Source organism: Gelidibacter sp. (assembly GCF_053579655.1).
Genome location: NZ_JBMDWE010000003.1, coordinates 49,018 through 75,975, shown reverse-complemented (window position 1 = coordinate 75,975; position 26,958 = coordinate 49,018). Strand labels below are relative to the sequence as shown.

Annotated in this window: 25 protein-coding genes; 13 read left to right on the top strand and 12 right to left on the bottom strand. The window is 36.6% G+C overall.

The window, feature by feature from the left end; translation table 11 throughout:
• The first annotated feature begins 9 nt into the window (after positions 1-9).
• The 5 genes from rpsD (at position 10) to eno (ending at position 5,040) form a co-directional block, all read left to right on the top strand.
• On the top strand, positions 10-615 hold the full coding sequence (rpsD, locus tag ACOH2D_RS02560) for a 30S ribosomal protein S4 (protein ID WP_449534286.1): 606 nt from the start codon (positions 10-12) through the stop codon (positions 613-615).
• A gap of 20 nt (positions 616-635) precedes the next feature.
• A complete protein-coding gene (locus tag ACOH2D_RS02555; RefSeq protein WP_348038422.1) occupies positions 636-1,628 on the top strand; it encodes a DNA-directed RNA polymerase subunit alpha in 993 nt (330 codons plus the stop codon).
• A 132-nt stretch (positions 1,629-1,760) separates the two neighbouring features.
• The gene (gene rplQ, locus ACOH2D_RS02550) at positions 1,761-2,285 is read left to right on the top strand and encodes a 50S ribosomal protein L17 (RefSeq protein ID WP_449534285.1); all 525 of its coding nucleotides are present in this window, start codon (positions 1,761-1,763) and stop codon (positions 2,283-2,285) included.
• Between the two features lie 134 nt (positions 2,286-2,419).
• The gene (gene carA, locus ACOH2D_RS02545; RefSeq protein WP_449534284.1) at positions 2,420-3,523 is read left to right on the top strand and encodes a glutamine-hydrolyzing carbamoyl-phosphate synthase small subunit; all 1,104 of its coding nucleotides are present in this window, start codon (positions 2,420-2,422) and stop codon (positions 3,521-3,523) included.
• Positions 3,524-3,747: 224 nt separating this feature from the next.
• Positions 3,748-5,040: a phosphopyruvate hydratase gene (gene eno / locus ACOH2D_RS02540; protein ID WP_449534283.1), complete on the top strand. Its 1,293-nt coding sequence runs from the start codon at positions 3,748-3,750 to the stop codon at positions 5,038-5,040.
• 202 nt (positions 5,041-5,242) lie between these two features.
• Here eno and ACOH2D_RS02535 read toward each other — a convergent pair whose 3' ends face one another.
• On the bottom strand, positions 5,243-5,998 hold the full coding sequence (locus ACOH2D_RS02535; RefSeq protein ID WP_449534282.1) for a DUF481 domain-containing protein: 756 nt from the start codon (positions 5,996-5,998) through the stop codon (positions 5,243-5,245).
• Positions 5,999-6,312: 314 nt separating this feature from the next.
• On the opposite strand from ACOH2D_RS02535, the gene ACOH2D_RS02530 reads away from it, so the two are divergent.
• A complete protein-coding gene (locus tag ACOH2D_RS02530; protein ID WP_348038412.1) occupies positions 6,313-7,599 on the top strand; it encodes a citrate synthase in 1,287 nt (428 codons plus the stop codon).
• 64 nt (positions 7,600-7,663) lie between these two features.
• On the top strand, positions 7,664-8,578 hold the full coding sequence (locus tag ACOH2D_RS02525) for a dimethylarginine dimethylaminohydrolase family protein (protein WP_348038410.1): 915 nt from the start codon (positions 7,664-7,666) through the stop codon (positions 8,576-8,578).
• Positions 8,579-9,166: 588 nt separating this feature from the next.
• On the opposite strand, the gene ACOH2D_RS02520 is transcribed toward ACOH2D_RS02525, so the two are convergent.
• The 6 genes from ACOH2D_RS02520 to rsfS all read right to left on the bottom strand — a co-directional run bounded on the left by ACOH2D_RS02520 (position 9,167) and on the right by rsfS (position 14,089).
• Complete coding sequence (locus tag ACOH2D_RS02520) at positions 9,167-9,436, bottom strand: acyl-CoA-binding protein (protein WP_449534281.1); 270 nt, start codon at positions 9,434-9,436, stop codon at positions 9,167-9,169.
• Positions 9,433-10,086, bottom strand: a complete 654-nt coding sequence (locus tag ACOH2D_RS02515) for a phosphatidylserine decarboxylase family protein (protein ID WP_348038406.1) — start codon at positions 10,084-10,086, stop codon at positions 9,433-9,435. Before ACOH2D_RS02515 ends, ACOH2D_RS02520 begins: the two co-directional genes overlap by 4 nt.
• Positions 10,076-10,897, bottom strand: coding sequence for a phosphatidate cytidylyltransferase (locus ACOH2D_RS02510; protein WP_348038404.1), 822 nt, complete (start codon positions 10,895-10,897; stop codon positions 10,076-10,078). The genes ACOH2D_RS02515 and ACOH2D_RS02510 overlap by 11 nt, the downstream gene beginning before the upstream one ends.
• Before the next feature lie 80 nt (positions 10,898-10,977).
• The gene (locus ACOH2D_RS02505; RefSeq protein WP_348038402.1) at positions 10,978-11,583 is read right to left on the bottom strand and encodes an LUD domain-containing protein; all 606 of its coding nucleotides are present in this window, start codon (positions 11,581-11,583) and stop codon (positions 10,978-10,980) included.
• Positions 11,584-11,691: 108 nt separating this feature from the next.
• Positions 11,692-13,707 carry an ATP-dependent zinc metalloprotease FtsH gene (gene ftsH, locus ACOH2D_RS02500; protein ID WP_348038400.1) on the bottom strand — a complete coding sequence of 672 codons (2,016 nt, stop codon included), beginning with the start codon at positions 13,705-13,707 and terminating at the stop codon, positions 11,692-11,694.
• Between the two features lie 10 nt (positions 13,708-13,717).
• Entirely contained in the window at positions 13,718-14,089 is a 372-nt protein-coding gene (gene rsfS / locus ACOH2D_RS02495) for a ribosome silencing factor (RefSeq protein WP_348038398.1), read from the bottom strand.
• 95 nt (positions 14,090-14,184) lie between these two features.
• Here rsfS and ACOH2D_RS02490 point away from each other — a divergent pair, with 95 nt between their 5' ends.
• Positions 14,185-14,916, top strand: coding sequence for a biotin--[acetyl-CoA-carboxylase] ligase (locus ACOH2D_RS02490; RefSeq protein WP_348038396.1), 732 nt, complete (start codon positions 14,185-14,187; stop codon positions 14,914-14,916).
• Here the strand turns inward: ACOH2D_RS02490 and ACOH2D_RS02485 are convergent.
• On the bottom strand, positions 14,913-15,308 hold the full coding sequence (locus tag ACOH2D_RS02485; protein ID WP_348038394.1) for an SRPBCC family protein: 396 nt from the start codon (positions 15,306-15,308) through the stop codon (positions 14,913-14,915). The two genes, ACOH2D_RS02490 and ACOH2D_RS02485, sit on opposite strands and share 4 nt — an antisense overlap.
• A 122-nt stretch (positions 15,309-15,430) precedes the next feature.
• A complete protein-coding gene (pyrE, locus tag ACOH2D_RS02480) occupies positions 15,431-16,075 on the bottom strand; it encodes an orotate phosphoribosyltransferase (protein ID WP_449534280.1) in 645 nt (214 codons plus the stop codon).
• 121 nt (positions 16,076-16,196) lie between these two features.
• Between pyrE and ACOH2D_RS02475 the strand changes: the two genes are divergently transcribed.
• Positions 16,197-16,781 (top strand): NUDIX hydrolase, encoded by a 585-nt coding sequence (locus ACOH2D_RS02475; protein ID WP_348038390.1) that lies wholly within the window; start codon positions 16,197-16,199, stop codon positions 16,779-16,781.
• Between the two features lie 315 nt (positions 16,782-17,096).
• Here ACOH2D_RS02475 and ACOH2D_RS02470 read toward each other — a convergent pair whose 3' ends face one another.
• Together ACOH2D_RS02470 and ACOH2D_RS02465 are read right to left on the bottom strand one after the other, a co-directional pair.
• The gene (locus ACOH2D_RS02470) at positions 17,097-17,330 is read right to left on the bottom strand and encodes a hypothetical protein (protein ID WP_449534279.1); all 234 of its coding nucleotides are present in this window, start codon (positions 17,328-17,330) and stop codon (positions 17,097-17,099) included.
• 201 nt (positions 17,331-17,531) lie between these two features.
• Complete coding sequence (locus ACOH2D_RS02465; protein WP_449534278.1) at positions 17,532-19,265, bottom strand: M14 family metallopeptidase; 1,734 nt, start codon at positions 19,263-19,265, stop codon at positions 17,532-17,534.
• 103 nt (positions 19,266-19,368) lie between these two features.
• On the opposite strand from ACOH2D_RS02465, the gene ctlX reads away from it, so the two are divergent.
• Complete coding sequence (gene ctlX / locus ACOH2D_RS02460) at positions 19,369-20,301, top strand: citrulline utilization hydrolase CtlX (RefSeq protein WP_348038384.1); 933 nt, start codon at positions 19,369-19,371, stop codon at positions 20,299-20,301.
• 300 nt (positions 20,302-20,601) lie between these two features.
• Here the strand turns inward: ctlX and ACOH2D_RS02455 are convergent, their stop codons facing one another.
• Positions 20,602-22,659, bottom strand: coding sequence for a tetratricopeptide repeat-containing sensor histidine kinase (locus ACOH2D_RS02455; RefSeq protein ID WP_348038382.1), 2,058 nt, complete (start codon positions 22,657-22,659; stop codon positions 20,602-20,604).
• 620 nt (positions 22,660-23,279) lie between these two features.
• On the opposite strand from ACOH2D_RS02455, the gene argS reads away from it, so the two are divergent.
• From argS to ACOH2D_RS02440, 3 genes are all read left to right on the top strand, one after another.
• The gene (argS, locus tag ACOH2D_RS02450) at positions 23,280-25,058 is read left to right on the top strand and encodes an arginine--tRNA ligase (protein WP_449534277.1); all 1,779 of its coding nucleotides are present in this window, start codon (positions 23,280-23,282) and stop codon (positions 25,056-25,058) included.
• A 106-nt stretch (positions 25,059-25,164) separates the two neighbouring features.
• On the top strand, positions 25,165-26,493 hold the full coding sequence (gene ffh, locus ACOH2D_RS02445; protein ID WP_449534276.1) for a signal recognition particle protein: 1,329 nt from the start codon (positions 25,165-25,167) through the stop codon (positions 26,491-26,493).
• 80 nt (positions 26,494-26,573) lie between these two features.
• Positions 26,574-26,948 carry a four helix bundle protein gene (locus ACOH2D_RS02440; RefSeq protein ID WP_348037473.1) on the top strand — a complete coding sequence of 125 codons (375 nt, stop codon included), beginning with the start codon at positions 26,574-26,576 and terminating at the stop codon, positions 26,946-26,948.
• The last annotated feature ends 10 nt before the right edge of the window (positions 26,949-26,958 follow it).

The window sequence follows — 26,958 nt, the reverse complement described above, 5'->3', positions numbered from 1 at the left end:
AATTAAGAAATGGCAAGATATACTGGTCCTAAAACTAAAATAGCCCGAAAATTCGGCGAAGCTATTTACGGAGATGACAAAGCTTTCGAAAAAAGAAACTATCCTCCAGGTCAACACGGTGCGAACAAGCGTCGTGGAAAGAAATCTGAATACTCAATCCAGTTAATGGAGAAGCAGAAAGCTAAATATACTTATGGTATTTTAGAAAAGCAATTCAGAAACATGTTTAAGAAAGCAACTGCGGCATCAGGAATTACTGGTGAAGTATTGTTACAATTATGTGAGTCTCGTTTAGATAACGTGGTTTTCAGATTGGGATTAGCGCCTTCACGTAACGGAGCGCGTCAATTAGTTTCTCACAGACATATTACTGTTAATGGGGACATCGTAAACATTCCTTCTTACCAATTAAAAGCTGGCGACGTTGTTGCCATCAGAGAGAAATCAAAATCTCTTGATGTTATTACAACAGCATTGTCTAACTCTAGCAACGTTTACGAGTGGATGACATGGAACAACGAAACCAAACAAGGGACGTATGTTTCAATTCCAGCTAGAGTACAAATTCCAGAAAATATCAACGAACAATTTATCGTCGAATTATACTCTAAATAATAACTGATACAAAACGCAATATGGCAATATTAAATTTTCAAAAGCCCGACAAAGTGATTATGATTGATTCAACTCCTTTTGAAGGGAAGTTTGAATTCAGACCTTTAGAGCCTGGCTATGGATTGACAGTAGGTAATGCTTTAAGAAGAGTTTTGTTATCTTCTTTGGAAGGGTTTGCAATTACATCTGTAAGAATAGAAGGTGTTGATCACGAGTTTTCTACAATTGCTGGCGTAGTTGAAGATGTTACTGAAATAGTTTTGAACTTAAAGCAAATTAACTTTAAGCGTCAAATTGATGAAATTGATAACGAAACCGTTACGATTTCTATTTCAGGACAAGAGCAAATTACGGCTGGAGATTTCCAAAAATTTATCTCAGGATTTCAAGTTCTGAACAAAGATTTGGTCATCTGTAATCTAGATCCAAAGGTGAGCATCAATATGGAGTTGACCATTGAAAAAGGTAGAGGATATGTTCCTGCAGAAGAAAATAAAAAAGCATCTGCACCAATTGGAACGATCTTTACAGATTCGATTTATACGCCAATAAGAAACGTGAAGTACGCAATTGAAAACTTCCGTGTTGAACAAAAAACAGACTACGAAAAACTTGTTTTTGAGATCATCACTGACGGTTCAATTAACCCTAAAGATGCGTTAACAGAAGCGGCTAAGATTTTAATCCACCACTTCATGTTATTCTCTGATGAGCGTATCACTTTAGAAGCTGACGAAATTGCGCAAACAGAAACTTATGATGAAGAGTCACTTCACATGAGACAACTATTGAAAACCAAATTGGTTGATTTAGATCTTTCAGTGCGTGCGCTTAACTGTTTGAAGGCTGCTGAAGTTGATTCTTTAGGAGATTTAGTTGCATACAACAAAAATGATTTAATGAAATTCAGAAACTTTGGTAAAAAATCATTAACTGAACTAGAAGAACTAGTGAGTGTTAAAGGTCTTAGCTTCGGAATGGATTTAAGCAAGTACAAGTTAGATAAAGACTAGAAGATTTACGATTGTGGATTTCTGATTTACGATCAGTAACTTCTTTTTTTTTCAAAATAAACAATTATTAACGACACATAATTTGCTCTCCGGATGGATATGGTAGCAAGATGATGTCAAATTTAAAATGTCATGAGACACGGAAAAAAATTCAACCATTTAAGTCGTAAAACGGCACACAGAAAATCAATGTTGGCAAACATGGCTTGTTCTTTAATTGAGCACAAGCGCATCAACACAACGGTTGCAAAAGCGAAAGCTTTACAGCAATTTGTTGAGCCAATGATTACAAAGTCAAAAGAAGACACGACGCACAACAGACGTATTGTTTATAGCCGTTTGAGACAAAAAGAAGTGGTAGCTGAATTGTTTAGAGATGTTGCTCCAAAAGTTGGCGACCGTCCAGGAGGATACACACGTATCATCAAGTTGGGGAATCGTTTAGGGGATAACGCTGATATGGCAATGATCGAATTGGTAGATTACAACGAAATCTACAATGCAGATAAGCAACCTAAAAAGAAAACAACTCGTAGAGGTCGTGCTAAAAAAGCTGACGATACTGTTGACGCAACTGCTGCTGCCGCTAAAGGTACTGCCGCCACTACTGCTGCTCCAGTTGTTGATAAAAAAGCAACCAACGAGGAAGAAGAATAAATGGGTAATCATTTATAATATAAAAAGGATAAACGTTTTAGTTTATCCTTTTTTTTATGCAATTTTGCAAAACTTTGTTCCTGCGCTTGCATTGCGCCTATCGAAATCAAGGCGGGAATCTCATAATAATTAGAATGAAATATACTAAAAGACACAAAGCCATCATTCTTCTTTCAGATGGCACTATTTTCCACGGTAAATCAATAGGAAAACAAGGTTCAGCCTTTGGCGAAATCTGCTTTAACACCGGTGCAACGGGGTATCAGGAAGTGATCACAGATCCATCGTATTTTGGTCAAATAATGGTCGCTACCACTGCACATTTGGGTAATTACGGAACTGTTGCTGAAGAAGTGGAATCTGATTCCATTCAAATAACAGGTTTGGTCTGTAAGAATTTTAGTTATAATTATTCACGACCTGCAGCTGATGGTTCTTTGGAGGAATTCTTCAATAAATTCAATCTCCTTGCTATTTCCGATGTGGATACCCGTGCTTTAGTAAGCTATATTCGCGATAATGGCGCCATGAACGCGGTCATTTCTACGGAAGTGGACAATATAGAAGGGTTAAAGAAGCAGCTTGCTGAAGTACCACAAATGAAAGGTTTGGAACTTGCTTCAAAAGTGAGTACCAAAGATCCTTATTTTGTAGGTAATGAAAAGGCGACCTACCGTGTTGCTGCGTTGGACTTAGGCATCAAAAAGAATATTCTTCGCAATTTGGCCAAAAAGGATGTCTACATTAAAGTGTTTCCATACGATGCCACTTATGAGGAGATGAATGCTTTTGAACCTGACGGATTCTTTCTTTCCAACGGCCCTGGAGATCCACAACCATTGCTCGGCGTCATTGCTTTAACTCAGGAAATTATCAAACACAATAGACCACTTTTTGGAATCTGTCTTGGCCATCAAATCATTGGTTTGGCTAATGGCATTTCAACCTATAAAATGAATAATGGTCATAGAGGGATCAATCATCCAGTTAAAAATCTGATGACAGGAAAAGGTGAAATCACATCTCAAAATCATGGTTTCGCACTCAATAGAGAAGAAACAGAACAACATCCAGACATTGAAATCACACATAACCATTTAAACGATAATACCGTTGCAGGGTTACGTATGAAATCAAAAAATGTGTTTTCTGTACAATACCATCCTGAATCCAGTCCTGGTCCACATGATGCGTCTTATCTGTTTGATCAGTTTATAGAAAACATGCAAAAAAAATAGTAACGAAACCTCAAAAAAACAGCATCTTTTTTGAGGTTTTCTTATAGCGCAAACATTATCGCAGATTTTAAATGTAATTCAGAAACTGGAGCGGGAGTTCCAAGTAAGTATTTCGTAAATTAGCGTGGCTTGCGGCAGTGGTGGTTTAGGTCACTCTGCATAGTCCCAATAGAAATTAATTAATAGTAATAAAGAATAGAATATTAACTTTAAATATTATAACAATGAGTATCATCATTAGCATTCATGCAAGACAAATTTTTGATTCACGTGGTAATCCAACTGTTGAAGTAGATGTCATTACAGAAAACGGTGTCCTTGGACGCGCTGCGGTGCCTTCTGGGGCTTCTACGGGAGAACATGAAGCTGTAGAGCTTAGAGATGGTGGAAAAGCTTTTATGGGTAAAGGCGTTCTTAATGCGGTTGAAAACGTAAACTCAGTAATTGCTCAAGAATTATTGGGAACTTCAGTATTCGAACAAAATAAAGTGGACCAGATGATGATTGATTTGGATGGTACTGCAAACAAATCAAAACTGGGTGCCAATGCCATTTTAGGAGTGTCTTTAGCGGTTGCTAAAGCGGCTGCTAATGAGTTGGGCATGCCCTTGTACAGATATGTTGGTGGCGTTTCTGCCAATACGCTTCCTGTGCCAATGATGAATATCATCAATGGTGGCTCACATTCTGATGCCCCTATTGCATTTCAGGAATTTATGATCATGCCAGTAAAAGCGAAAAATTTCACACATGCCATGCAAATGGGAACTGAGATTTTCCATAATCTTAAAAATGTATTGCACGACAGAGGTTTGAGTACTGCTGTGGGCGATGAAGGTGGATTTGCACCAAATCTGGCTGGGGGAACTGAAGATGCTTTGGATACCATTAAATTAGCCGTTGAAAAAGCAGGTTATACTTTAGGTGATGACGTAATGATCGCTTTAGATTGTGCTGCTGCAGAATTTTATGTGGACGGAAAATATGATTATACAAAATACGAAGGCGCTTCTGGAAAAATAAGAACCAGTAAAGAACAAGCCGATTATTTGGCAGAACTGGCCGCTAAATATCCAATCCTTTCTATTGAAGATGGAATGGATGAGAACGACTGGGAAGGCTGGAAATATTTGACTGAAAAGATCGGCGATAAAGTACAACTGGTAGGTGACGATTTATTCGTAACCAATGTAGAACGATTATCAAGAGGAATTGAAAACGGCATTGCGAATTCTATTCTGATTAAAGTCAACCAAATCGGAACGTTGACTGAAACTATCGCAGCGGTTAATATGGCACATAATGCGGGTTATACTTCGGTAATGTCGCACCGTTCAGGTGAAACAGAAGACAACACCATTGCTGATTTAGCTGTGGCTTTAAACTGCGGACAGATTAAAACCGGTTCAGCATCACGTAGTGACCGTATGGCCAAATACAACCAATTGCTACGTATTGAGGAGGAGTTGGAAGATGTGGCTTACTTTCCTGGGGTAAGAGCTTTTAAAGTAAAATAAATATTCAGCTACCTTTTAAGGTAAGAGTAAATAATTGGGTTAGATTTTTTTGAAATCTAACCCTTTTTTTATGGTAATGAAGGTTGCTTGTACTTTTACGATTAAATTTTAAATCGTAAAAAAATGGTTACATTGTGTTTGTAGAAACTGTTGAACATCAATATTTACGGAAACGAACTTCAAACAAAATTCACCTTGAGTGTTAAAACGTAAACAAAAGCCCATTTGTTAGCTCGTATTGCGATTGTGGTATGGTCACAACAGGGTACGCATCAAAATTATAAATGAAGGTTGTTTTAAAAGCAAGATTCTTTTGAATTTTAAACAAGACACTCGTCGTACTTGAGAGTCTGTAATCGTTTAAGGCATCCAATCGTGGCTGATAATAACTGGTGCTGATAATACCGAGATTTTCCGTAGGATAGAGGCTAAAAGACAGATAAGTGCTTGCACGGAAATCTTTATGAATTCTATTTTCGGCAAGGTCTGAGGCTTTTTCATATTCGTACATGACCAATGTGCCCAGATAAAAACGATAATTTTCGTTGGAGGTTAGTTTAAATCGTGGACCAAGGCCTATCAATCCTCTAAAATCAATTTCTGAAATGGCATCATATTGCGCTTGGGCAAAGGCTTCCATTTTAATCGTTTCCGTAATTCTATGATTGTACCGCAAGTGCTGTGTTCCTTTGTTCACGAAGGATTCTCCTGCCGCTTTTTCAAACTTTAAATCGTTTACAAATAGCCATAATTCTTTTTTGTTATTATATTGAATATCCGACTTGGTCGCGATTTTGAAAATATTATTCTTGTTCCTGATTAAACTGGCATCTAAACTTATTGATCCCGTCCATTTGGCAGAATCCGTCTTTTTTCTTAAAGTTTCTACATTAATCACTTGTGAATAGCTGTTCGTAATTATTAGAAAGAATAAGATGGAGCTAATACTGATTTTCATAGGTGTAATATTAATTGAGTGTAATTTCCGCCGAATACAATTCCTCTTTTGTGGCTCTTCTTACAAGTACCAAAACCAACATAAGTAGGAAAAACCATATTAATATATTTGCAGTTCTGGCGGTGTACACAAAAATAAAAAACTTATGTAAATTCGTTCTTAAAGATAGATTTTCCTATAGTTTTTATATATTCTAAGATTGTTAAAATGCTTGTTAAGTTCTTTTCTATATCATGATATATTTTGTAAATTCGTGACTCCGATCATCCACTAACGATGATCTGTAATTTTAAATATAACTTACAAAAATATATATGTCCGATAAAGCTACAATAGAAATACAAGGTAAAAAATATGAATTTCCTCTCGTCGTAGGCACCGAAAATGAAGTTGCCATCGATATCAGTGATTTAAGAACCACCACAGATAGTGTTATTACACTCGACCCAGGGTTTAAAAATACCGGTTCATGTGAAAGTGCCATCACATTTTTGGATGGTGAACAAGGAATTTTGAGATATAGAGGGTATGCAATAGAAGAATTGGCCGAAAAAGCGGATTTTCTTGAAGTAGCTTTCCTTCTCATTTTTGGTGAATTACCAACCAAAGTAGAATTGGAAAAATTCCATGCAGATATCAAGTCACAATCCGTTGTGGATGAAGATATCCGTAAAATTGTGGATGCTTTCCCAAAATCGGCGCATCCAATGGGTGTGATTGCTTCACTTACCAGTGCACTGACTGCTTTTAATCCATCTTCAGTAAATGTCAATTCTGAAGAAGATATGTACAAAGCCATTGTTAAAATTTTAGGTAAATTCCCAGTGCTTGTGGCATGGACTTTCCGTAAAAAGAATGGGTTGCCGTTGGATTATGGCGATAAAAACTTAGGCTATGTTGAGAACATCCTTAAAATGATGTTCAAACAACCGAATGAAGATTATAAAGTAAATCCTATCGTATTAAATGCGTTGGATAAACTTTTAATCCTTCACGCCGATCATGAGCAAAACTGTTCTACGTCAACCGTAAGAATAGCAGGTTCATCTCATGTAGGTTTGTTCGCATCACTTTCTACAGGTATTTCTGCACTTTGGGGTCCGCTTCACGGCGGTGCTAACCAAGCGGTTTTGGAAATGTTGGAAGCTATCAATTCTGATGGTGGTGATACTGATAAATACATGGCGAAAGCTAAAGATAAAGAGGATCCGTTCCGCTTGATGGGCTTTGGACACCGTGTTTACAAAAACTTTGACCCAAGAGCAAAAATCATCAAAAAGGCAGCCGATGAAGTATTGAATGATTTAGGAGTGGAAGATAAAATTCTTCATATTGCTAAAGCTTTGGAAAAAGAAGCTTTGAAAGATCCGTACTTTGTGGATCGTAAACTTTATCCTAACGTGGATTTCTACTCAGGAATTATCTACAGAGCTATGGGGATCCCAACAGATATGTTTACGGTAATGTTTGCTTTAGGACGTCTGCCAGGCTGGATTGCTCAATGGAAAGAAATGAGATTGAACAAAGAGCCAATAGGACGACCAAGACAAATATATGTTGGTGCAACATTGAGGCCTTTTAAAGCTATTGAAAAACGTTAAATAGAATAGATTAATACAACAAAGCTTCATTTTTAAAGATGGAGCTTTTTTTATACTTTACAACATGCTAAAACTGAATATTAAGAACGAAACATCCCGATTAAGAGCTGTGGTTTTGGGGACTGCCGTTAGCAACGGACCGACACCTAAAGCAGAAGAAGCCTATGATCCAAAGTCATTAGAGCATATTAAAGCGGGAACTTATCCTGTGGAAGCTGATATGACGGAGGAAATGGAAGCGGTAGCCAAAGTTTTTGAAAAATATGATGTGAAGATCTATCGTCCAGAACTGATCGAAAATTATAACCAAATTTTTGCAAGGGACATTGCTTTTGTTATTGATGACCTTTTAATTAAAGCTAATATCCTGCCTGACAGGGAAAAGGAATTGGAGGCCATTCAGTATGTTATTGAGCAAATCGATCCTGAAAAAGTTGTCCGACCACCAGAGGAAGTTCATATTGAAGGTGGCGATGTCATGTTATGGAATGATCATATTTTTATTGGGACTTATAAAGGCAGTGATTATAAGGATTATATTACAGCACGCACCAATATAGAAGGCGTCAACTATATAAAGGAATTATTTCCCCATAAAATTGTCAAGGAATTTGATTTGGTAAAATCGCGAATTGAGCCAAGGGATAATGCACTGCATTTGGATTGTTGCTTTCAACCAGTTGGAAAAAATAAAGGTATCATTTATAAAAGTGGCTTTCGCGAAGAAAGTGATTATATGTACTTAGTCAATTTGTTTGGGAAGGAAAACCTATTTCACATCACACGTGAAGAGATGTATCATATGAATAGCAATATTTTCTCTATTGCAGAAGACGTTGTTATTTCAGAAGGAAATTTTACGCGATTGAATACTTGGCTTCGCAATAATGGTTTTACAGTGGAAGAAGTGCCATATGCTGAAATAGCAAAACAAGAAGGTTTATTACGTTGCAGCACGTTACCTTTGATAAGGGATTAAAAGATTTAAAGCAGTATTATTAATTGTGATGATACCGCTTATTTTTTTATCCTAATTAAACACCAATTATTGCTGAAGTCAAGACAACAGTGCAACAGGCCTATATAAAGTTATAACTGCCTTTTTCTGTCCTGTGAAAATAAATGAGGAAGGCAAAATTTATAAGACCATAAAAAGATATTCCGGTACGAATGAACCCCAAATCAGACTGGAAAGCCACCAAAGCTGACAGAGCTATGATGTTGCTAATAATAAAATATGAAAGCAATACCACAATCCTCCTTTTGTTGTTAGACGGTGTGGAATCATATCTTAAGAATAATTTTATTGGGAAAAAATAGATGCTTGTTAAAAGCGCAATCAGCAGATATATAAACGCAGGAATGACATTTTTTATAGCTAAAAATTAGAGTAGGCTGAGGATTGGTAAAAGTAGATAATCTCTTTTAAAAATTAGTTTAGAAGTCATAGGTATTTAATTTAAAATGCTACTACTCATTTCTCTGGGTAACTATTCAAATCAAATATATTCAAATATAACTTAGGGAATAATTGCCTTATGGAAGTTATTTAAACCAACGCTTAATCTTACTTTCCGTATAAAAAATAATTATTGACCAAATCTATATAGATGCGTTTGGCCTCGTCAGGAGTAACATTCTTTACTTGAAATAGCGCATTCGTCTTAAATGCTGTAATCATGGGTTTATTACCCTTAGGACTTTTATAGTTATTCGTTGCTTTTTTATAATACGCATAGAGGCGCAGTAGCAAATCGGCAGGGAAAGGCTTTGTATAGCTATTGATACGATCTACAGCTTCCTTAAATTCAATATCTAAACTGTCTTCTGAAATCATTTTCTTTCGGCAATAACACTTACACCACCTTTTACTTTTTGATTAAGTACTACTTTAATATCTGAATCCAAAGGTAAAAATAAATCTACTCTCGAGCCAAATTTAATGAATCCAGAATCTGCTCCTTGTTTGACGTCATCATTTGCTATAGCATAATTAACAATACGTTTTGCCAAGGCGCCCGCGATTTGACGATAGAGTACTTTTCCGAAGAATTCGTTTTCAACCACAACTGTAGTACGTTCGTTTTCTTCACTCGCTTTTGGATGCCACGCAACTAAAAATTTTCCAGGATGGTATTTACTGAAAACTACTTTTCCTCCAATTGGGTAGCGCGTCACATGGACGTTTATTGGTGACATAAATACGGAAACCTGAATGCGTTTATCCTTGAAAAATTCTTTTTCAAAAACTTCTTCAATCACAACAACTTTACCGTCAACAGGGGAGAGGGCATGATGATCATGCAGGGTTCCAATACGTTTTGGATTTCTAAAAAATTGAAGAATGATGATGAAAAACGCTACAACAATGAGCATTAAGGTGGTTCTTAACCATTCTATTGATACAAAATAATCAATACTCATGATCGCTATTACAACTAGAGCAATCGTAATCATTACAATTTTATGGCCTTCTTTATGAAACATAGGGGAATAGTCTTAAAAATAAATAAAAAAATGGTGCAGCAAAAATAATACTATCTAACCGATCTAGCAAACCGCCATGTCCTGGCATAATCACGCCACTGTCTTTGACTCCGGCCTGCCTTTTGAACTTGGACTCAATCAAGTCGCCCAAAGTCCCAAATACACTTGCAATAATACTTAATATGAGCCAATTTGTGAAATCTAAAGTATCTGTAAATGTAGCGATAAAATAACTTGCTAAACAGGCAAAAAATAAGCCGCCCATAAAGCCTTCGACGGTTTTTTTAGGCGAGACACTTGGAAATAGTTTTTGTTTCCCAAAATTCTTACCTACAAAATAGGCACCGGTGTCATTTATCCAAATCAATACAAATACTCCAAGCAATAGCATTGGCGTGAATATCTTATCGTTATTGGCAATCAAGATTAAAAAAACAAAAGCACTGGCCAAATAAAATGTGGTAAGAATATAACGCTTGGTTTCAAACAGTGGTATGGTCTTTTCTGAAAATAAATCCTTGATTAAAAATAGCTGGACAAAAATAGTGAGGACCTGAAGTATTTTTATGGCTTCGTTAAAACCGGCATCCAATCCAGGGACGATTGCCCACACACTAAAACTAGCATACATCAGGGTAAAGACAATATAAGGTGCTTTGCTTTCTAGCTGAATTAGCTTTTTAAATTCGGCCATGCAAATAATCCCAAATACGAAAAAAAGAGCGACCAATAGATATTGCCAATAAATGGAGAGTATCAGCAATGATATATAAATAGCGCCAGAAATAGCTCTCGTACTAAGTTCTTTCATCTGTAAATTTTAGTAGGTTTTTAATAACAGATGACGCCTTTCAAATAGTGGTTTCCCATGAAATAAAGTGAAAAGTTCCATTATAAATCTTCTAGAAGCAGCAAATATAGGTTTTTTGAGCTACTTCCATAACTAAGAAAGTTTTTATCTTCTATAGTCTTGAAATGTTTGATGGTGGTAATATTAGTTGGGATTTTATCCTTATTCTTATTTTTAATGCCTCTTAGGCCTTCACCAATGTTCTCAACAAACTGACTAGTTGTTGCGTAGATGATAAAGTTAGCAGGTAGATCGCCTAATTTTTTTTCCGCAATTTGATTGGAAGAGATCAATAAAGAACCATCATCGGCTATTAAATATTCGCAAGTAGAAAGGAAATATTGACCTTCTTCAGGTTTTCTGGTGATCGGAAGATCAAAATCCTTGAATAAATCTTTAAGTCTTGTATCTAATAAGAAAACGTTCATGCCTTCCCAATCGTTCTCCTGAAGAATGTTATGTAAAGATTTATGGACTTCTCCCATATTCTCACAATACAGGAATTTTCCACCATTGGCCTTAAAATTTATAGTAAATTTTTCGTCTATAGGTAGTTTAATCTCTGGCATATACTTGCCTCTCTCTTCGCTTTTTATTTTATCTTCTGGCGTATATTTTAAGCCGAAAATTTTACGAAATAGACTCATGAATGGGTTGCTATTAACCTGATTTTACTAATGGTTTCCTCAAATATAAAAAAACTTAAATTAACAAAGGTTTAATTTAAGTTTTTTATATGAATTTGAAATTTTTATTTAAATTAACGGCTCATCTTTTGGGATGTCTTCAACCGGTACTTCAATATCTTGAATTGTGGTAATTGGATGTGTTTGTTTTGCCGTTTCTAAAATCACTTTTTCGTAAGGACGCTTGCCAAAAATACGTTCTAAATTGTCCTTGAAAATGACTTCTTTTTCAAGTAATTCTTCTGCTAATTCGGTCAGTTTATCTTTATTCTCTTCAAGAATTTTGATGGCGCGAGCATATTGCTCTTCAATAATCACAGAAATTTCCTCGTCAATCAACTCTGCAGTCTTTTCGCTATAAGGTTTTGAAAAACCATATTCAGATTGTCCTGAAGAATCATAATAGGTTAAGTTTCCTACTTTCTCACTCAATCCATACACCGTAACCATAGCACGGGCTTGTTTTGTGACTTTTTCTAAATCACTCAAAGCACCAGTGGAAATCTTATCGAAAATTACTTTCTCGGCAGCACGGCCACCAAGAGCAGCGCACATTTCGTCGAGCATTTGCTCTGTTCTTACAATAAGTCGCTCTTCTGGCAAATACCAAGCAGCACCCAATGATCTTCCTCTTGGTACAATAGTTACCTTCACTAAAGGCGCAGCATGTTCCAACATCCAACTTATGGTTGCGTGTCCCGCTTCGTGGAACGCAACGGCGCGTTTTTCATCTGGAGTGATGATCTTGTTTTTCTTTTCAAGTCCGCCGATAATTCTGTCAACAGCATCCAAGAAATCTTGTTTGTTTACAGATTTGTTGCCTTTTCTAGCTGCTATTAATGCCGCTTCGTTACACACGTTGGCAATATCAGCCCCAGAGAATCCAGGTGTTTGTCTGGCAAGAAAATCAATGTCTAAATCTTCGCCTTTTTTGATCGGTCTTAAATGCACCTCAAAAATTTCCTTGCGTTCAACGATATCTGGAAGATCAACAAAAATCTGTCTGTCAAAACGACCAGCACGCATTAAGGCCTTATCTAAAATATCAGCTCTGTTGGTTGCAGCAAGAACAATCACGTTAGTGTTGGTTCCAAAACCGTCCATTTCAGTCAATAACTGATTCAAGGTGTTTTCACGCTCGTCGTTAGAACCTGACATGGCGTTTTTACCTCTGGCACGTCCAATGGCGTCAATCTCATCAATAAAAATGATAGATGGTGATTTTTCTTTGGCTTGTTTAAATAAGTCTCTCACTCTGGAAGCTCCAACACCCACAAACATTTCTACGAAATCTGAACCAGATAAAGAGAAAAAAGGAACTTTAGCTTCACCAGCAACAGCTTTTGCCAATAGCGTTTTACCGGTTCCTGGAGGTCCTACAAGAAGTGCTCCTTTTGGAATTTTACCACCTAAAGAAGTATATTTTTCTGGAGTTTTTAAGAAGTCTACAATTTCTTGTACTTCTTCTTTGGCACCTTCCAAACCGGCTACATCTTTAAAGGACGTTTTGACATCGGTGTTTTCATCAAACAATTTTGCCTTGGATTTTCCGATATTGAATATCTGTCCACCAGCACCACCGCCAGCACCACCAGACATCCGTCTCATGATAAATATCCAAACGCCAATAATCAATACAAATGGCAAGAGGCCTAATAGGAAATCGCCCCAAACGTTATGCTCTGTCTCAAACGTAACTTTAGTATTGGTAAGGTTATTGTCTTTAATAACTGTGCTTATTTGCTCCTGAAAGAGCGCTAAGTCTCCAAACTCAAATTTGTAATTTGGACTCGGCGTTACAGAAGGCAAAATGTTGTTAGGCTTGCTGCCTTTATGTTTTTCTAATTTTAAAGCTTCGTCAGTCAAGTAAACTTTGGCTTCTCTATTATTGACAATTTCAACTTTGGCAACATCACCATGGCTCAAATACTCGAAAAATTGAGCAGGGGTTGTTTTTTTAGTATCCTGTCCACCAAAACCACCGGAGAATATTTGAACTGCAAAAAACGCAGCGATCACCATTCCGTAAATCCAATAGGGACTTAGTTTCGGTTTTTTGTTTAAGTTTTTATTTTCTTTTGACATTAATTTTCTTTTAGTAACTAGTTTCTATAACGGTTGTTTTTGCGTCGCCCCATAGTCCTTCAATATCATAATATTGTCTAATGTGTTTTTGGAAAACATGTACAACAACGTTGACGTAATCCATTAAAACCCATTCGGCGTTCTCGCTTCCCTCCACATGCCACGGATGGTCTTTAAGTGTTTTGCTGACTTTCTTTTGAACTGCATTTACAATAGCGTTCACTTGTGTGTTTGAGTTTCCTTCGCAAATAATGAAATAATCACAAACCGTATTTTCAATATCCCGTAAATCGAGAATTTTTATCTCTTTCCCTTTGACGTCTTCAATGCCTTCTAAAATAGTGGATATCAGTGCGTCTGAGTTAATGTTTTCTTTCGCCATTAATTTAAATTAAATTTGTGCAAAGTTATTGTTTTATTTATTCTTTTGAGACTTTATATTTCATAAGAAATTTATAATTTATTTAAAGCTTGCACATGCGTATTATCAAACTTGATGCCATTGACTCTACCAATACTTACTTAAAACAGTTGAGTGTTGCGGGTAATGCCGAAGACGGCCTGGCGGTAGTGGCTAAATTTCAAACTCACGGGCGAGGTCAAATGGGAACTGTTTGGGATTCTCAAGAGGCCAAGAACCTAACCTTTAGCGTGTTTAAGGATGTTTCTTTTGTCAATATCGCGCAGCACTTTTACATCAGCATGGCCGTGTCTTTAGCCGTTTATGAGGCCTTAAACAGTTTGGGACTGCAGCGCATAAGTGTAAAATGGCCTAACGACATTTTGTCAGACAATAAGAAGATTGCCGGCATCCTAATTGAAAATGTCATTAAACTGAATGTTATTTCAGGGTCGGTAATTGGAATTGGACTTAATGTCAATCAAACAGATTTTGCAGATTTGCCATCGGCGTCCTCCTTACTATTACTTTCTGGACAGGTCAACGATTTGGACGAAGTTTTAAATATTGTTTTAAAGCAGATTGAGATCCATTTTAACTATTTGAAAAATAAACAATTCAAGCTTTTGAAGTCGCGTTATGAATCGCATCTGTTCAGAAAAAACAAACCTTCAACTTTTAGAAATGCTGAAGGTGCGTTGTTTTTGGGATATATTGTTGGAATTTCCGAATTGGGAAACCTATTAATCAGGGTGGAGGACAACATCATAAAAAGTTTTGACTTTAAGGAAGTCGTACTGATGTACTAAACTGCTTTAGACAGGTTAGTCACTAAGGTTTCAATAAACTTTGAAATAGGACCTTTAATCATCATGGCCATCATTGGATTGAAGTCGCCTGCAAAGGTCAATTTCACATCACTCTGATTGTCGTCTGTTTCTTGAATGTCGCCAGTTAAAGAAAAATCCAATTTTCCTCCTGCTGCACCAAGAACGATTTTGTTAGGAGCAATGCTTTCTTTTTTCTTCAATATGATCTCAGGCATGCCTTTCAGGGCAAATAAAAACTTATCGTCGCCTAAAACTTCAAATTTACTGATGTTTTCAGGCATTAATTGTTCAAAATTCTTGACATCAGACAAAAAATCGAAGACTTCCTGCGGACTCTTTTGAAGATTTACTTTTGGTGACTCTAAATTCATGGTTTTGTTATGTTTTGTTCCGCCTGCGCAAATACACCGGACGGATAAATGTTTATTTTTTAACGTTGTATGATTTTCAGTTGCATCAACTAAACGACAAGCAACTTTACAACCTCACTAGCTCAAATGGCATTCCATTCGCTAGGATTGGCATTCCAATCGGCCAAAATTTCCTGTTCTTTACTGGTGATATATTTAGTGTCCAAAGCTTGCTCCAAAAGCGATTCATAATTACTTAAGGTTTGTAAAGTGATATTAGCTTCTTTGAAATTGGCGTTTGCCACTTCAAATCCATAAGAGAAAATGGCCACCATTCCTTTGATGTTTACACCAGCGTCCTCAAGCGCTTTTACTGCATTAAGACTACTTTTTCCGGTGCTGATCAAATCTTCAATGACCACTACGTTTTGTCCTTTGTCAACTCGACCTTCAATTTGATTAAGGCGTCCGTGACCTTTTGCTTCAGGTCGGACATATACAAAGGGCAAGCCTAGATATTCAGCGACCAAAACGCCAATACCAATGGCGCCTGTAGCTACGCCAGCAATAACGTCTGGTTTGCCATGCTGTTGCTCAATATGCTTTGCCATGATTTCACGCACATAATTTCGAATTGGCGGATAGGATAGTATAATCCGGTTGTCGCAATAAATTGGCGATTTCCAACCAGAGGCCCACGTAAATGGTTCATTTGGTTGTAATTTGATCGCGTGAATCTGCAATAGCAGCTCAGCGGTTTTTTTGGCGGTTTGTTTGTTGAGAATCATGCTGCAAAATTAAACAAATTTATAGATTTTGAAATCAAAAACTTCTTGAAAATATTTTTCAAAAGTGCAACTATGAATCAAAAAACTATATTTTTACCAATTCAACACTTCCATGAAAGAAATGACGCACAGAATTTTTGTTAATGACAAGCCCATTATTTTGACCACCAAGGTCAAGAAGGAAAAGCTTTTCAAAAACTATCTCATGAGTACCGTTAATATTGGTAAGGTTATTAAAGAGCTTAACACGACGGATTTGGAGGGTATCCGGATTATTGGTAAAAAAGAAGATAAACTCCTAAAATCATTTCTGAAAAAATTGCCCAACGTCATAGCGGGCGGTGGGAAGGTATTCAATAGTAACGGCGACATTCTTTTTATTTATCGCAACGATAAATGGGATTTGCCCAAAGGGAAAATCGAGGACAACGAAAGTATAGAAGATACTGCCTTACGTGAAGTGGAAGAAGAAACCAAAGTCAATGGGTTGAAAATCGTAAAACCTTTAGAAACGACCTACCATATCTTTAAACGCAATGGCCGACTCCAACTAAAAATCACCTATTGGTTTGAAATGACTTCTACTTATGCTGGGGTCTTGGAGCCACAAGAAGAGGAAGGGATTACTAAAGTGGAATGGCTAAATCCAGCACAGATTAAAGAAGCTATGGAGAATTCTTATGCAAATATTAAGATTTTGGTGTAGGTTTTTTTGTTGACTTTTGGAAAAAAATGCTATAAGGTTAATTTGTTTGAATCATTTCTAGTGCCAAAAAGAGATAAGATTTCAACGCTATTGTTTTTAGTTCGATAATAGAGTTTATTGTATTTTAGTATTACTGCTCTTCGAACATTCTTCTTTTGTTTAGATATTTGAAAAAGATTTGGATTTTTGGAAATCAATTCAAGGGTATGATCTATTTCTTTAGAAAAATTTTCAAGCTCTCTTTCTGTCCAGTTTTATTCAAGATATTTAATTACTTCTCTTAAGTCAGAAATGGCATGATCGGTCCATATTATTTTATAACCATTTTTCATAGAGCTTCCTGACCTCTGAATGTGGTTTCAGATTTCCCGAATCAGCGTCTTCCAATCCTTTTTCAATTGAATCTTTTTCTGCTGAGGAGATTTCATTCCACCAATCCGTTTTTTCGCACTCTCGAAGCTTCATGATTTTTTCAAGGATAGAATTATCGTTCAATGTAGTCAACCATTGAATCAATTCTATTTTTTTATCTTGAATGTTTGTGTCCATAAACCAAATTTACAAATTACAGTTTTAACTTTAATGATTCTGGGGTTGTTTTTTGACAACAAAATTAATAGAGAAAGGCAATTCAAAACCACCTCATGATTGCCATCAATATGGTATTGGAATTTTAGAAAATGAAATTGTTAGAATGTTTTATATCCGGTCCTAAACGAATTTCAACTATTTTTTTTGGAAAGTCAAGTGCTATATTGCTCTATAAACCGGATACTGCATATGCGCCAACTCGTAACTCGAGCTGTGTTTGTGCAACCAATCCAATTGTGCGTACCAATTATTGGCGAAATCTGTTTCTGCTATCTTTTTCGCTTCAAACTCCATTTTTAATTCTCCATTCTTCATTAATAATTCTTCCGCCATGTCTTCCCAGGCATAAGGAGAAAACCCTTCTTTTTGCTGCAGAATGGTATCGAAGAAATTCCAGTTGAAGAAGGAATCTGGAGCTTGTGGTTCCAAAGTTTCCAACAGGTATCTAAAGGCGTTTTGATTGGTAGGTACATAAAAATCGCCTTTTCTGAATTTGACGTCTTGAGTTTTTGAAATTACTTTGGCGTTATAATGTTGGTAATGTCCTTCATAAGCTTGGCTTCGAGTTTGGTAGGTGTCAATCTTATAGCTTTCAACCGTAATTGTTGTGTCCTTTTCAAATATGGACATTTCAACTTGGTTCAGTTTTAATAAATCGATCACGTTCCACCAGCCTTGGGGGACGACATAAGCTTCTGGAATGGTGACTTCAACTGTAGGTTTGAAATAATTCTGATATTTAACAGCTTTGATAAAGGGTTTGTTACGGTCATATTTTAAACGTTTGCCACCAGTAATTTCACTCGGAATCATTTTTCCTTCATAACCTTTAAATGATAGCGTTGTAGATTTTGTGGTGTCAACCTTCCAATCTAGCGGATAGGTTTTGGACGCTTGAAATTGTTTAAGTGCGTTGGATCGTAAGTTTTTAATTTTAACGTGATCTTTTTCAATGATGTCGATCATGGTTTTCATCAATTCATAAGTGCCTTCAACACGAGGCTTGTAAGGTTTGAGCATATGCGTTTCAACCATCATGCCCAAGCTGTTGAATAAAGCAGTATATCCCGCTGAATAACGAGGGCCATCCAAAAACTGACTAAACCCAGCTTCAGGGACTTCGTTGAAAACGTTGACATAGGGCGTGATATCCAATTTTTTAATGGCTAGTTGCTGCTCCAAACTTGGCATCATTTCCGTATGGAGATAATTGCCCAAATCACCTCCAAGTTTATTGTGTTGCGTAAATAAGTGAGTCAGAGTATATTGATAATCGGCACCATTACTGACGTGATTGTCAATGAAAACAGCGGGTTGTACCATATGATAAATCTGGGTAAACGTACGTGCGTTTTTAGTGTCGGCTTTTATAAAATCCCTGTTCAAATCATAGTTTCGGGCATTGCCTCTAAAACCGTATTCCTCTGGGCCATCTTGGTTGGTGCGAGTGGTTGAATTTCTATTGAGGCTGCCACCAATATTATAGATGGGAATGGTCACTAAAACAGTGTGTTTAGGTATTTTAATTTTTCCTTGTGCAAGATCTCTGAACAAAAGCATCGTGGCATCAATGCCATCAGGTTCGCCAGGATGAATGCCGTTGTTGATCAGTAATATTTGCTTGGTTTTTCTGATGGTTTCGAATTCGAAAATTTTATCCGGGTTAAAGGTTGCGATATGCAAAGGTTTGCCAGCATCCGTCATTCCTATACTGTCCAAGTGAATTTGAGGAAAACTATCTGCTAAGAGCTGATAATACGCGATTACTTCCTGGTAAGCCGCAGTTTTAAGTCCGTCGCTTTTTTCAAAAACAGTCAAGAAATCTTTATTTGAATTTTTATTTTGAGCAATACCAGAAAGGCATATCAAAAAGCAGAGGAAAGTGGTTTTCATTAGGAATTATTTTCGATTCAGATTCATGTATAATTAATAAACACAATGTCTTCCAAAATTACTCAAATTAAACTAATTTTGCAGGCATAAATTTGACTTCACCATGCACCAAACCACAAATACAATCTTGATGATTCGTCCGGTAAATTTCAGGATGAATGAACAAACCGCTGTCAATAATTATTTTCAGGAAGATTTAGATCTGAAAAATTCGGAAATTAATAAAAAAGCACAAGCTGAATTTGATGCTTTTTTTGAAAAACTCACAGCTGTCGGTGTTAATGTTATTGTAGAAAATGATGACATCGCTAACGATACTCCAGATTCGATTTTTCCGAATAATTGGGTGAGTTTCCATGAAAATGGCGATTTGGCGCTCTATCCTATGTTTGCAGAAAACCGACGCAAGGAACGTCGTGAAGAGCTGTTTGACCGTTTGGAAGATGAGGGATTTGAGATCAACGATATTATGGACTATACCAGTGCTGAAGAAGATCATTTCTTTTTGGAAGGTACAGGAAGTATCATTTTGGATCGTGTCAATAAAAAAGCTTACTGCGCATTATCGGCAAGGGCAGATGAAGAATTATTTATTGAATTCTGTGAAGACTTCGATTATTTTCCGGTAATTTTTACGGCTTATCAAACTGTAGATGGCGAGCGATTGCCTATTTACCACACCAATGTCATGATGTGTATTGCTGAGACTTTTGCAGTCATTTGCTTGGATACTATTGATGATAAAAAGGAACGCAAGAATGTTGTGGAGCATCTTAAAAAAGATGGTAAAGAAATAATTGCAATTACTGAAGAACAAATGCATCATTTTGCTGGTAATATGTTACAGGTAAGAGGAGCAGATGAAAAACGTTATTTGGTCATGAGTAAAGCGGCTCATGAGAGTTTAACGAGCTTGCAGATTTCAAAAATATCTATGCATTGCGATGTGCTCTATAGTGATTTAGAAACTATAGAAACCTGTGGTGGTGGAAGCGCACGTTGCATGATGGCAGAAGTGTTTTTGCCGAAAGCATAATGAAGTTGAAATTGAAATCGAATTTGAACTTGAAATCAAAGTCGAATTTGCTTGCCCGTCAGTAACTTTAGTGGAGAGGCGCGAAATCGAACTTGAATTTGAAGCTTTTTTAGTTCTGTACTTCGGTTTTCGTCTTAAAATTTGATATCGACATTTTCAGTTCTTTCTACCTAGATGTGGCCTTGATTAAGTTCTATTAATTTCTTGTAGATTGTTAATCCTAAGCCAGTGTCTTTTCGTTTTGGGTCTCTCTATAGGAGAACTCGAAACAAGAAACCTGAAACAAAAAACTTTTTAATTTCACTCTTGCATTTTCTTCTTAGGAAGCTCAATATAGAACTTGGTTCCGACATTGACAATACTTTCTACCCAGATACGACCGTGATTGAGTTCGACTAATTCCTTGCAGATGGTCAATCCTAAACCGGTGCCTTTTTCGTTTTGGGTGCCGATAGTTGTGAAATTGTTGTTTTTGAAAAGTTTCTTGAGGTTCTCCTTTGAAATACCCACACCCGTATCTTCCACACAAATCAAGGATTTGCCATGGTGCTCTTTATTTGAGATGGTAATAATATCGCCCACACGACTGAATTTTACCGCATTGGTAATGAGGTTTTGAATAATAATTTCGACCATGCTCTTATCGGCGTAGACAAATTCACGTTGCGTCTCATCAATAACCACAAGGCGTTTTTGTTCTATTTTTGGTTCTACTAAATTGATTTTGTCATGGAAAATTTCCTGGATATTGAGAAGTTCAGGATTAGGTTCCAAATTTTGCATTTGAGACTTTGACCAATTTAATAGATTGAATAATAATAAGGAGGCATTATTGGCGTTTTCACTCAGTTCTGGAATCAATTCATTAAACTCTTCTTTGCTGATATTTTCTTCATTAAGTAAATCCAAAAAACCTTTAATGGATGAAATCGAATCCTTTAAATCATGCGAAACAATGGAGAATAAGCGATCCTTAATATTGTTGATCTCTTCAAGATCGCGCTTCTGCTCCATAATAGCATCATGTTGAAGTTGAATTTGCGTATTCTTTGTCTCTAATTCCTGAGTATATTGAATAGAACTTTTTCTCTTCAGATAGATTAAAAGTAAAATGGTTAGAGCTGTTAAAAACGCTATAATCAGTCCATAAGACAGAAGTTTTAAATTTTTGACCTGGTCATTTTGACCGACGGTGGCATTATGAGGCGTAATTACAACAGTATCAGCTTCGGATTTTTTCTCTATAATCTCCTCGATAGAATCGGTATTTGTTGGGAGTTTAGGTTGGTTTTCTCTATCGATAAGGTGTTTTAAAGTAAAATATTCTCTTTGCCATTTATAAGCATTTTGAAACTTGCCTTTGGTGGAGTCCAAAGTCATCAAGAGTTTATAGTTTTTTAGAAGCTCCTCAGTGTTTTCAGTGTTTTTAGCCAACTCGTGAGCTTCGTAAATCTGGCTTTCGGCAAGTCGTGTGTTCTTTTTTTCGAGGTTAAGATGCCCAATAGAATTTAAGGCTCTCAAAATACCGTCGTTATTGTTTGTTTTTCTGTTGTACTTTAATCCTTCCATCAAATATTCGGAAGCCTTGTCATAATCATTAAACTTTAGATATTCCTCTCCAATGCGCGGTAACACTTCGCCTCTAAGCTTTTGGTCGGTTTCAGGGTTGAGCATTGCTAAAACAGCTTCATAATATTCAATGGCCTTTCGGTGTTCCTTGCGTTCTGAATACAAACGTGCAATGTTTTTTGTGGACATTTTAATGCCTGTGCTATCCTTTAGGCGTTGTCTTATATTCAGTGCTTTCATGTTGAATTCAAGAGCTTTGTCAATTTGATGTGTTTGGAAATACGCTTCGGCCAAATTATTGTACGCCGCACCAAGATCTTCATATAGATTTTGGGTTTCGAATATTTTGATCGCTGCCAAAGAATTTACTAATCCCGTGCTGTAATTGCCTCTTTTGATTTCGATGAGGCCAATGCTGTTGCTTACTTTGGCAATTCCAATGGAATCATTGAGGTCGGAAAACAGTTTTTTGGATTTATTGAAATGATCAATCGCGTTGTAATAATCATTCTTATTGGAATAAATAAGCGCCTTATAATAGTTGGCTTCTGCTATGCCCTTATTGTAATTTAGTGAGATTGAAAGCTGTTCGGTCTCGGAAATATATAAGAGTGCCTTTTGGTAATCTTGTGTTTTGTAAAGGGCTTTGATAAGTTCAATTGACGTATCGACTTTGGATAAATCCTGTTTTTGATAAGCTAATTGTATAGCAAGGCTGTCTATCTTTTTGGTTTGGGCATGACCATATAAGATAGCAAAAAAGGCAGCTAAGACAATTAACCGATTCATTTTTTGGCAATTAGTTATAAAATGTAATGTTGATGTGATAAGAGCTTGCCTTGAGGGAGAGGTTAGGCACGTTCACAGTATACAATAACATTGCTGTTAAGGATTTTTAAAAATGGTGCATCAACGTTTTTGGGACTTTGATTAATAGCTTCGTCAAAAATGACTAAAAGCGTTCTGAAAATCTAATTTTCGGGTTTTAATGCCAAAAAATTAGATAAAGTGATACTTATTCTTTTTTGGATAAATTCCCTTATCGATGAAAGGTAAAAATCATAGAAATACGACCTTTCTGTCGATGAAATGGAAATTCTTTCGACTACTCCTATTTGTTGTACGTTTTGTCTTATTATTCGATGGTCAGGAAACATAAAGTATACCAATAGTTACTGCTGTGACTTATTTGGAATTATGTTTTTATTGATTAAAAGCAAAAAGCCTTACTAATGGCTTCGGTAAATCATAAGGTGTTTTCTTATTCGAATTTAATCAATTTTGGACGAGTGATATTCCTTAGAGTTAAAAGCGCCTGCCGTGCGTATCTATTTTGCACAACATTACAGTTTTGACGACTCAAAAATTTAATAAAAATCCTATCTTTGCAAGCTTAAATTATACAACAGATGAATCTTCAGGAGACCATATCACATCAGGTAAAAAAAGCAGTAAACGATATTTTTGGCGCGACCATAGAGTCGGTAGAATTGCAATACACGCGCAAAGAGTTTGTGGGCGATATCACTGTAGTAATTTTCCCGATGCTACGTGTGGTGAAAGGAAATCCGGTTCAAATTGGCGAACAAATTGGTCAATATCTTTTGGATAATGTTGCTGAAGTAAAATCTTTCAATGTGGTGAAAGGGTTTTTAAATGTTGAAATTGATGCGGTCTATTATCTTGATTTTTTTCAGTCGATAAAAAACCAAAATACTTTCGGATTTGTTACTCCTAATCCAGAAGATAAAGCGATTATGGTCGAGTATTCTTCGCCAAATACCAACAAACCTTTGCATTTGGGACATATCCGAAATAACTTATTAGGATATAGTGTTGCCGAAATTTTGAAGGCATCGGGTAAAAAAGTCTATAAAACCCAAGTCATCAATGACAGAGGAATTCATATTTGTAAAAGCATGTTGGCCTGGGAGCGTTATGGAAATGGCGAGACACCGGAATCCACAGGTTTAAAAGGTGATAAGCTCGTTGGGAATTACTATGTCAAATTCGATCAAGAATATAAAAAGGAAATTCAGGAGTTAATCGCCCAAGGAAAAACTGAAGAAGAAGCCAAAAAGCTAGCACCGATTATTATTGAAGCACAAGACATGCTTTTAAAATGGGAGGCCGGCAATGCAGACGTTGTGACGCTTTGGGAAAAAATGAACGGCTGGGTTTATAAAGGTTTTGATGAAACCTATAAAAATTTAGGTGTTGATTTTGATAGTCTTTATTACGAAAGTCAAACCTATCTTTTAGGAAAGGAATTTGTAGCCGAAGGTTTGAAATCAGGCGTGTTTTTCAAAAAAGAAGATGGTTCCGTTTGGTGTGATCTGACGGCAGATGGTTTGGATGAAAAAATCGTTTTACGTTCAGACGGCACTGCGGTTTATATGACGCAAGATATTGGTACAGCTATTCAGCGTGTTAAGGATTTTCCTGATGTTGGCGGGATGGTTTATACGGTTGGAAATGAACAGGAATACCATTTTCAAGTCTTGTTTTTGATTATTAAAAAGCTTGGTTTTGAATGGGCGAAAAACCTGTTTCATTTAAGTTACGGAATGGTCGATTTACCTTCAGGAAAAATGAAGAGTAGAGAGGGAACCGTTGTGGATGCTGATGATCTGATTGTAGAAATGGCACAAACTGCCGAAGAGATTTCTGAGGAATTGGGCAAATTAGACGGCTATTCAGAAACCGAAAAAGCAGCACTTTACCAATCTATCGGTTTGGGGGCATTAAAATATTACATCTTAAAAGTGGATCCGCGGAAGCGTATTCTTTTTGATCCGAAGGAATCCATCGATTTTCAAGGGAATACCGGACCATTTATACAATATACCTATGCTAGAATCCAATCGATATTAAGAAAGGCCGATCAAGATGTGCCTATCGATTTCAAAACAATTAGTTTGCACGAAAAAGAAAAGGAACTTATAAAATTTATCATGTTATTTCCTGAACTGATTCAGAATGCAGCGGAGAATCATAGTCCTGCTTTAGTGGCCAATTACACCTATGATTTAGTGAAGGAATTCAATTCTTTTTATCAAAATGTATCCATTCTTGGTGCTGAAAACGACAATGAAAAAGCTTTCAGAGTGGCATTGTCCAATAAGGTTGCCGTGACCATTAAGAAAGCATTTGGTTTGTTGGGAATTGATGTGCCAGAACGTATGTAATTTATTAAGCCCTTAGGTTTTATAAATACACATCAAATATGTAAATTTGCAACTCAAAATTTAATTCTTGTGGTTTTAAACACTACAAACAGAAGACTGAAAACATATGTTTAATAATTTAAGTGAAAAGTTAGATAAAGCCTTACACGTTCTTAAAGGACATGGAAGTATTACGGAAGTAAACGTTGCCGAGACTTTGAAAGAAGTTCGAAGAGCATTGTTGGATGCCGACGTTAACTTTAAAATTGCGAAGGAATTTACCAACACCGTGAAGGAAAAAGCAATGGGTCAAAATGTATTGACCACCTTGCAACCTGGACAGTTGATGGTAAAGTTGGTGAAGGATGAATTAACTGAACTTATGGGTGGTGAGGCTGAAGGATTGAATCTTTCAGGAAATCCAAGCGTTATTTTGATGTCTGGTTTACAAGGTTCTGGTAAAACGACGTTTTCCGGAAAATTGGCGAATTTTCTTAAAAATAAAAAAACAAAAAAACCTTTATTGGTTGCCTGTGACGTGTATCGTCCTGCTGCTGTTGATCAACTTCACGTTGTAGGAGATCAAATCAATGTTGAGGTATTTAGTGATCGCGGTAATACCGATCCTGTAGCGATTGCCAAAGCAGGTGTTGCTTATGCTAAAGCTAATGGCTTTAACGTGGTTATTATAGATACCGCTGGACGTTTGGCAGTTGATGAGGCAATGATGACCGAGATTTCGAACATTCATAAAGCTATTCAGCCGCAAGAAACCTTGTTTGTGGTCGATGCCATGACCGGTCAAGATGCTGTTAATACAGCAAAAGCCTTTAATGACGTCTTAAATTTTGATGGTGTTATCCTTACCAAATTAGATGGTGATACTCGTGGTGGTGCGGCCATTTCGATTAAAGCTGTAGTCAATAAGCCGATTAAGTTTATTGGTACTGGTGAGAAAATGGAAGCTATTGATATCTTCTATCCATCACGTATGGCCGATCGTATTTTGGGGATGGGTGACGTTGTTTCTCTTGTTGAACGTGCTCAGGAGCAGTTCGATGAAGAGGAAGCACGCAAACTTCAGAAGAAAATTGCAAAGAATCAATTCGGTTTTGATGATTTCTTGAAGCAAATTCAGCAGATCAAAAAGATGGGGAACATGAAGGATCTTATCGGCATGATTCCTGGAGCTGGAAAAATGATGAAAGATGTTGATATCGATGATGATGCTTTCAAAGGTATTGAAGCGATCATCCACTCCATGACGGTTGAGGAAAGAACTAATCCATCAATCATTAATGCTAGTAGAAAGAAGCGTATTGGTAAAGGTTCAGGAACTTCGGTTCAGGAAGTGAATCAGTTGCTGAAACAATTTGACCAAATGAGCAAGATGATGAAGATGATGCAAGGTGGCAAAGGAAAGGCCATGATGCAGGCGATGAAGAATATGAAGTAGGTTTTTAGTTTTTAGTCTCAGTTTTCAGTCTCAGTCGCGGTGGACAGTCTCAGATTTTGGTCACAGTAAAAAAACTAAGTATGGATTTCAAGAAATTAATAGCATATAAAAAATCATTTGATTTAGGGATGGCTATTTATGATTTTTCTAAATCCTTTCCAAAAGAGGAAACTTACGCTTTAACTGATCAAATTAGAAGAAGTTCCCGATCTGTTTCTGCAAATATTGCAGAGTCATATCGAAAAAGAAGATATCCCAGGCATTTCATTAGTAAATTGACAGATGCTGATGGAGAAAATTCAGAAACAAGTGTATGGTTGGATTATGCCCTGGCTTGTGAATATTTGAAAAGAGAAGATTTTGAAAAATTAGAAAAAGAAGTCATTGAAATTGGAAAGTTAATTAATTATATGATTAATAATCCTGACAAATTTGGAGTGAAACCAGAAGAGTGAACCTTTGAGT

What these genes read in the sequence shown, in the direction of transcription:
- rpsD (WP_449534286.1), top strand. Translation starts at nt 10, where the DNA reads ATGGCAAGATATACTGGTCCTAAAACTAAAATAGCCCGAAAATTCGGC.
- ACOH2D_RS02555 (WP_348038422.1), top strand. Translation starts at nt 636, where the DNA reads ATGGCAATATTAAATTTTCAAAAGCCCGACAAAGTGATTATGATTGAT.
- rplQ (WP_449534285.1), top strand. Translation starts at nt 1,761, where the DNA reads ATGAGACACGGAAAAAAATTCAACCATTTAAGTCGTAAAACGGCACAC.
- carA (WP_449534284.1), top strand. Translation starts at nt 2,420, where the DNA reads ATGAAATATACTAAAAGACACAAAGCCATCATTCTTCTTTCAGATGGC.
- eno (WP_449534283.1), top strand. Translation starts at nt 3,748, where the DNA reads ATGAGTATCATCATTAGCATTCATGCAAGACAAATTTTTGATTCACGT.
- ACOH2D_RS02535 (WP_449534282.1), bottom strand. Translation starts at nt 5,998, where the DNA reads ATGAAAATCAGTATTAGCTCCATCTTATTCTTTCTAATAATTACGAAC.
- ACOH2D_RS02530 (WP_348038412.1), top strand. Translation starts at nt 6,313, where the DNA reads ATGTCCGATAAAGCTACAATAGAAATACAAGGTAAAAAATATGAATTT.
- ACOH2D_RS02525 (WP_348038410.1), top strand. Translation starts at nt 7,664, where the DNA reads ATGCTAAAACTGAATATTAAGAACGAAACATCCCGATTAAGAGCTGTG.
- ACOH2D_RS02520 (WP_449534281.1), bottom strand. Translation starts at nt 9,436, where the DNA reads ATGATTTCAGAAGACAGTTTAGATATTGAATTTAAGGAAGCTGTAGAT.
- ACOH2D_RS02515 (WP_348038406.1), bottom strand. Translation starts at nt 10,086, where the DNA reads ATGTTTCATAAAGAAGGCCATAAAATTGTAATGATTACGATTGCTCTA.
- ACOH2D_RS02510 (WP_348038404.1), bottom strand. Translation starts at nt 10,897, where the DNA reads ATGAAAGAACTTAGTACGAGAGCTATTTCTGGCGCTATTTATATATCA.
- ACOH2D_RS02505 (WP_348038402.1), bottom strand. Translation starts at nt 11,583, where the DNA reads ATGAGTCTATTTCGTAAAATTTTCGGCTTAAAATATACGCCAGAAGAT.
- ftsH (WP_348038400.1), bottom strand. Translation starts at nt 13,707, where the DNA reads ATGTCAAAAGAAAATAAAAACTTAAACAAAAAACCGAAACTAAGTCCC.
- rsfS (WP_348038398.1), bottom strand. Translation starts at nt 14,089, where the DNA reads ATGGCGAAAGAAAACATTAACTCAGACGCACTGATATCCACTATTTTA.
- ACOH2D_RS02490 (WP_348038396.1), top strand. Translation starts at nt 14,185, where the DNA reads ATGCGTATTATCAAACTTGATGCCATTGACTCTACCAATACTTACTTA.
- ACOH2D_RS02485 (WP_348038394.1), bottom strand. Translation starts at nt 15,308, where the DNA reads ATGAATTTAGAGTCACCAAAAGTAAATCTTCAAAAGAGTCCGCAGGAA.
- pyrE (WP_449534280.1), bottom strand. Translation starts at nt 16,075, where the DNA reads ATGATTCTCAACAAACAAACCGCCAAAAAAACCGCTGAGCTGCTATTG.
- ACOH2D_RS02475 (WP_348038390.1), top strand. Translation starts at nt 16,197, where the DNA reads ATGACGCACAGAATTTTTGTTAATGACAAGCCCATTATTTTGACCACC.
- ACOH2D_RS02470 (WP_449534279.1), bottom strand. Translation starts at nt 17,330, where the DNA reads ATGGACACAAACATTCAAGATAAAAAAATAGAATTGATTCAATGGTTG.
- ACOH2D_RS02465 (WP_449534278.1), bottom strand. Translation starts at nt 19,265, where the DNA reads ATGAAAACCACTTTCCTCTGCTTTTTGATATGCCTTTCTGGTATTGCT.
- ctlX (WP_348038384.1), top strand. Translation starts at nt 19,369, where the DNA reads ATGCACCAAACCACAAATACAATCTTGATGATTCGTCCGGTAAATTTC.
- ACOH2D_RS02455 (WP_348038382.1), bottom strand. Translation starts at nt 22,659, where the DNA reads ATGAATCGGTTAATTGTCTTAGCTGCCTTTTTTGCTATCTTATATGGT.
- argS (WP_449534277.1), top strand. Translation starts at nt 23,280, where the DNA reads ATGAATCTTCAGGAGACCATATCACATCAGGTAAAAAAAGCAGTAAAC.
- ffh (WP_449534276.1), top strand. Translation starts at nt 25,165, where the DNA reads ATGTTTAATAATTTAAGTGAAAAGTTAGATAAAGCCTTACACGTTCTT.
- ACOH2D_RS02440 (WP_348037473.1), top strand. Translation starts at nt 26,574, where the DNA reads ATGGATTTCAAGAAATTAATAGCATATAAAAAATCATTTGATTTAGGG.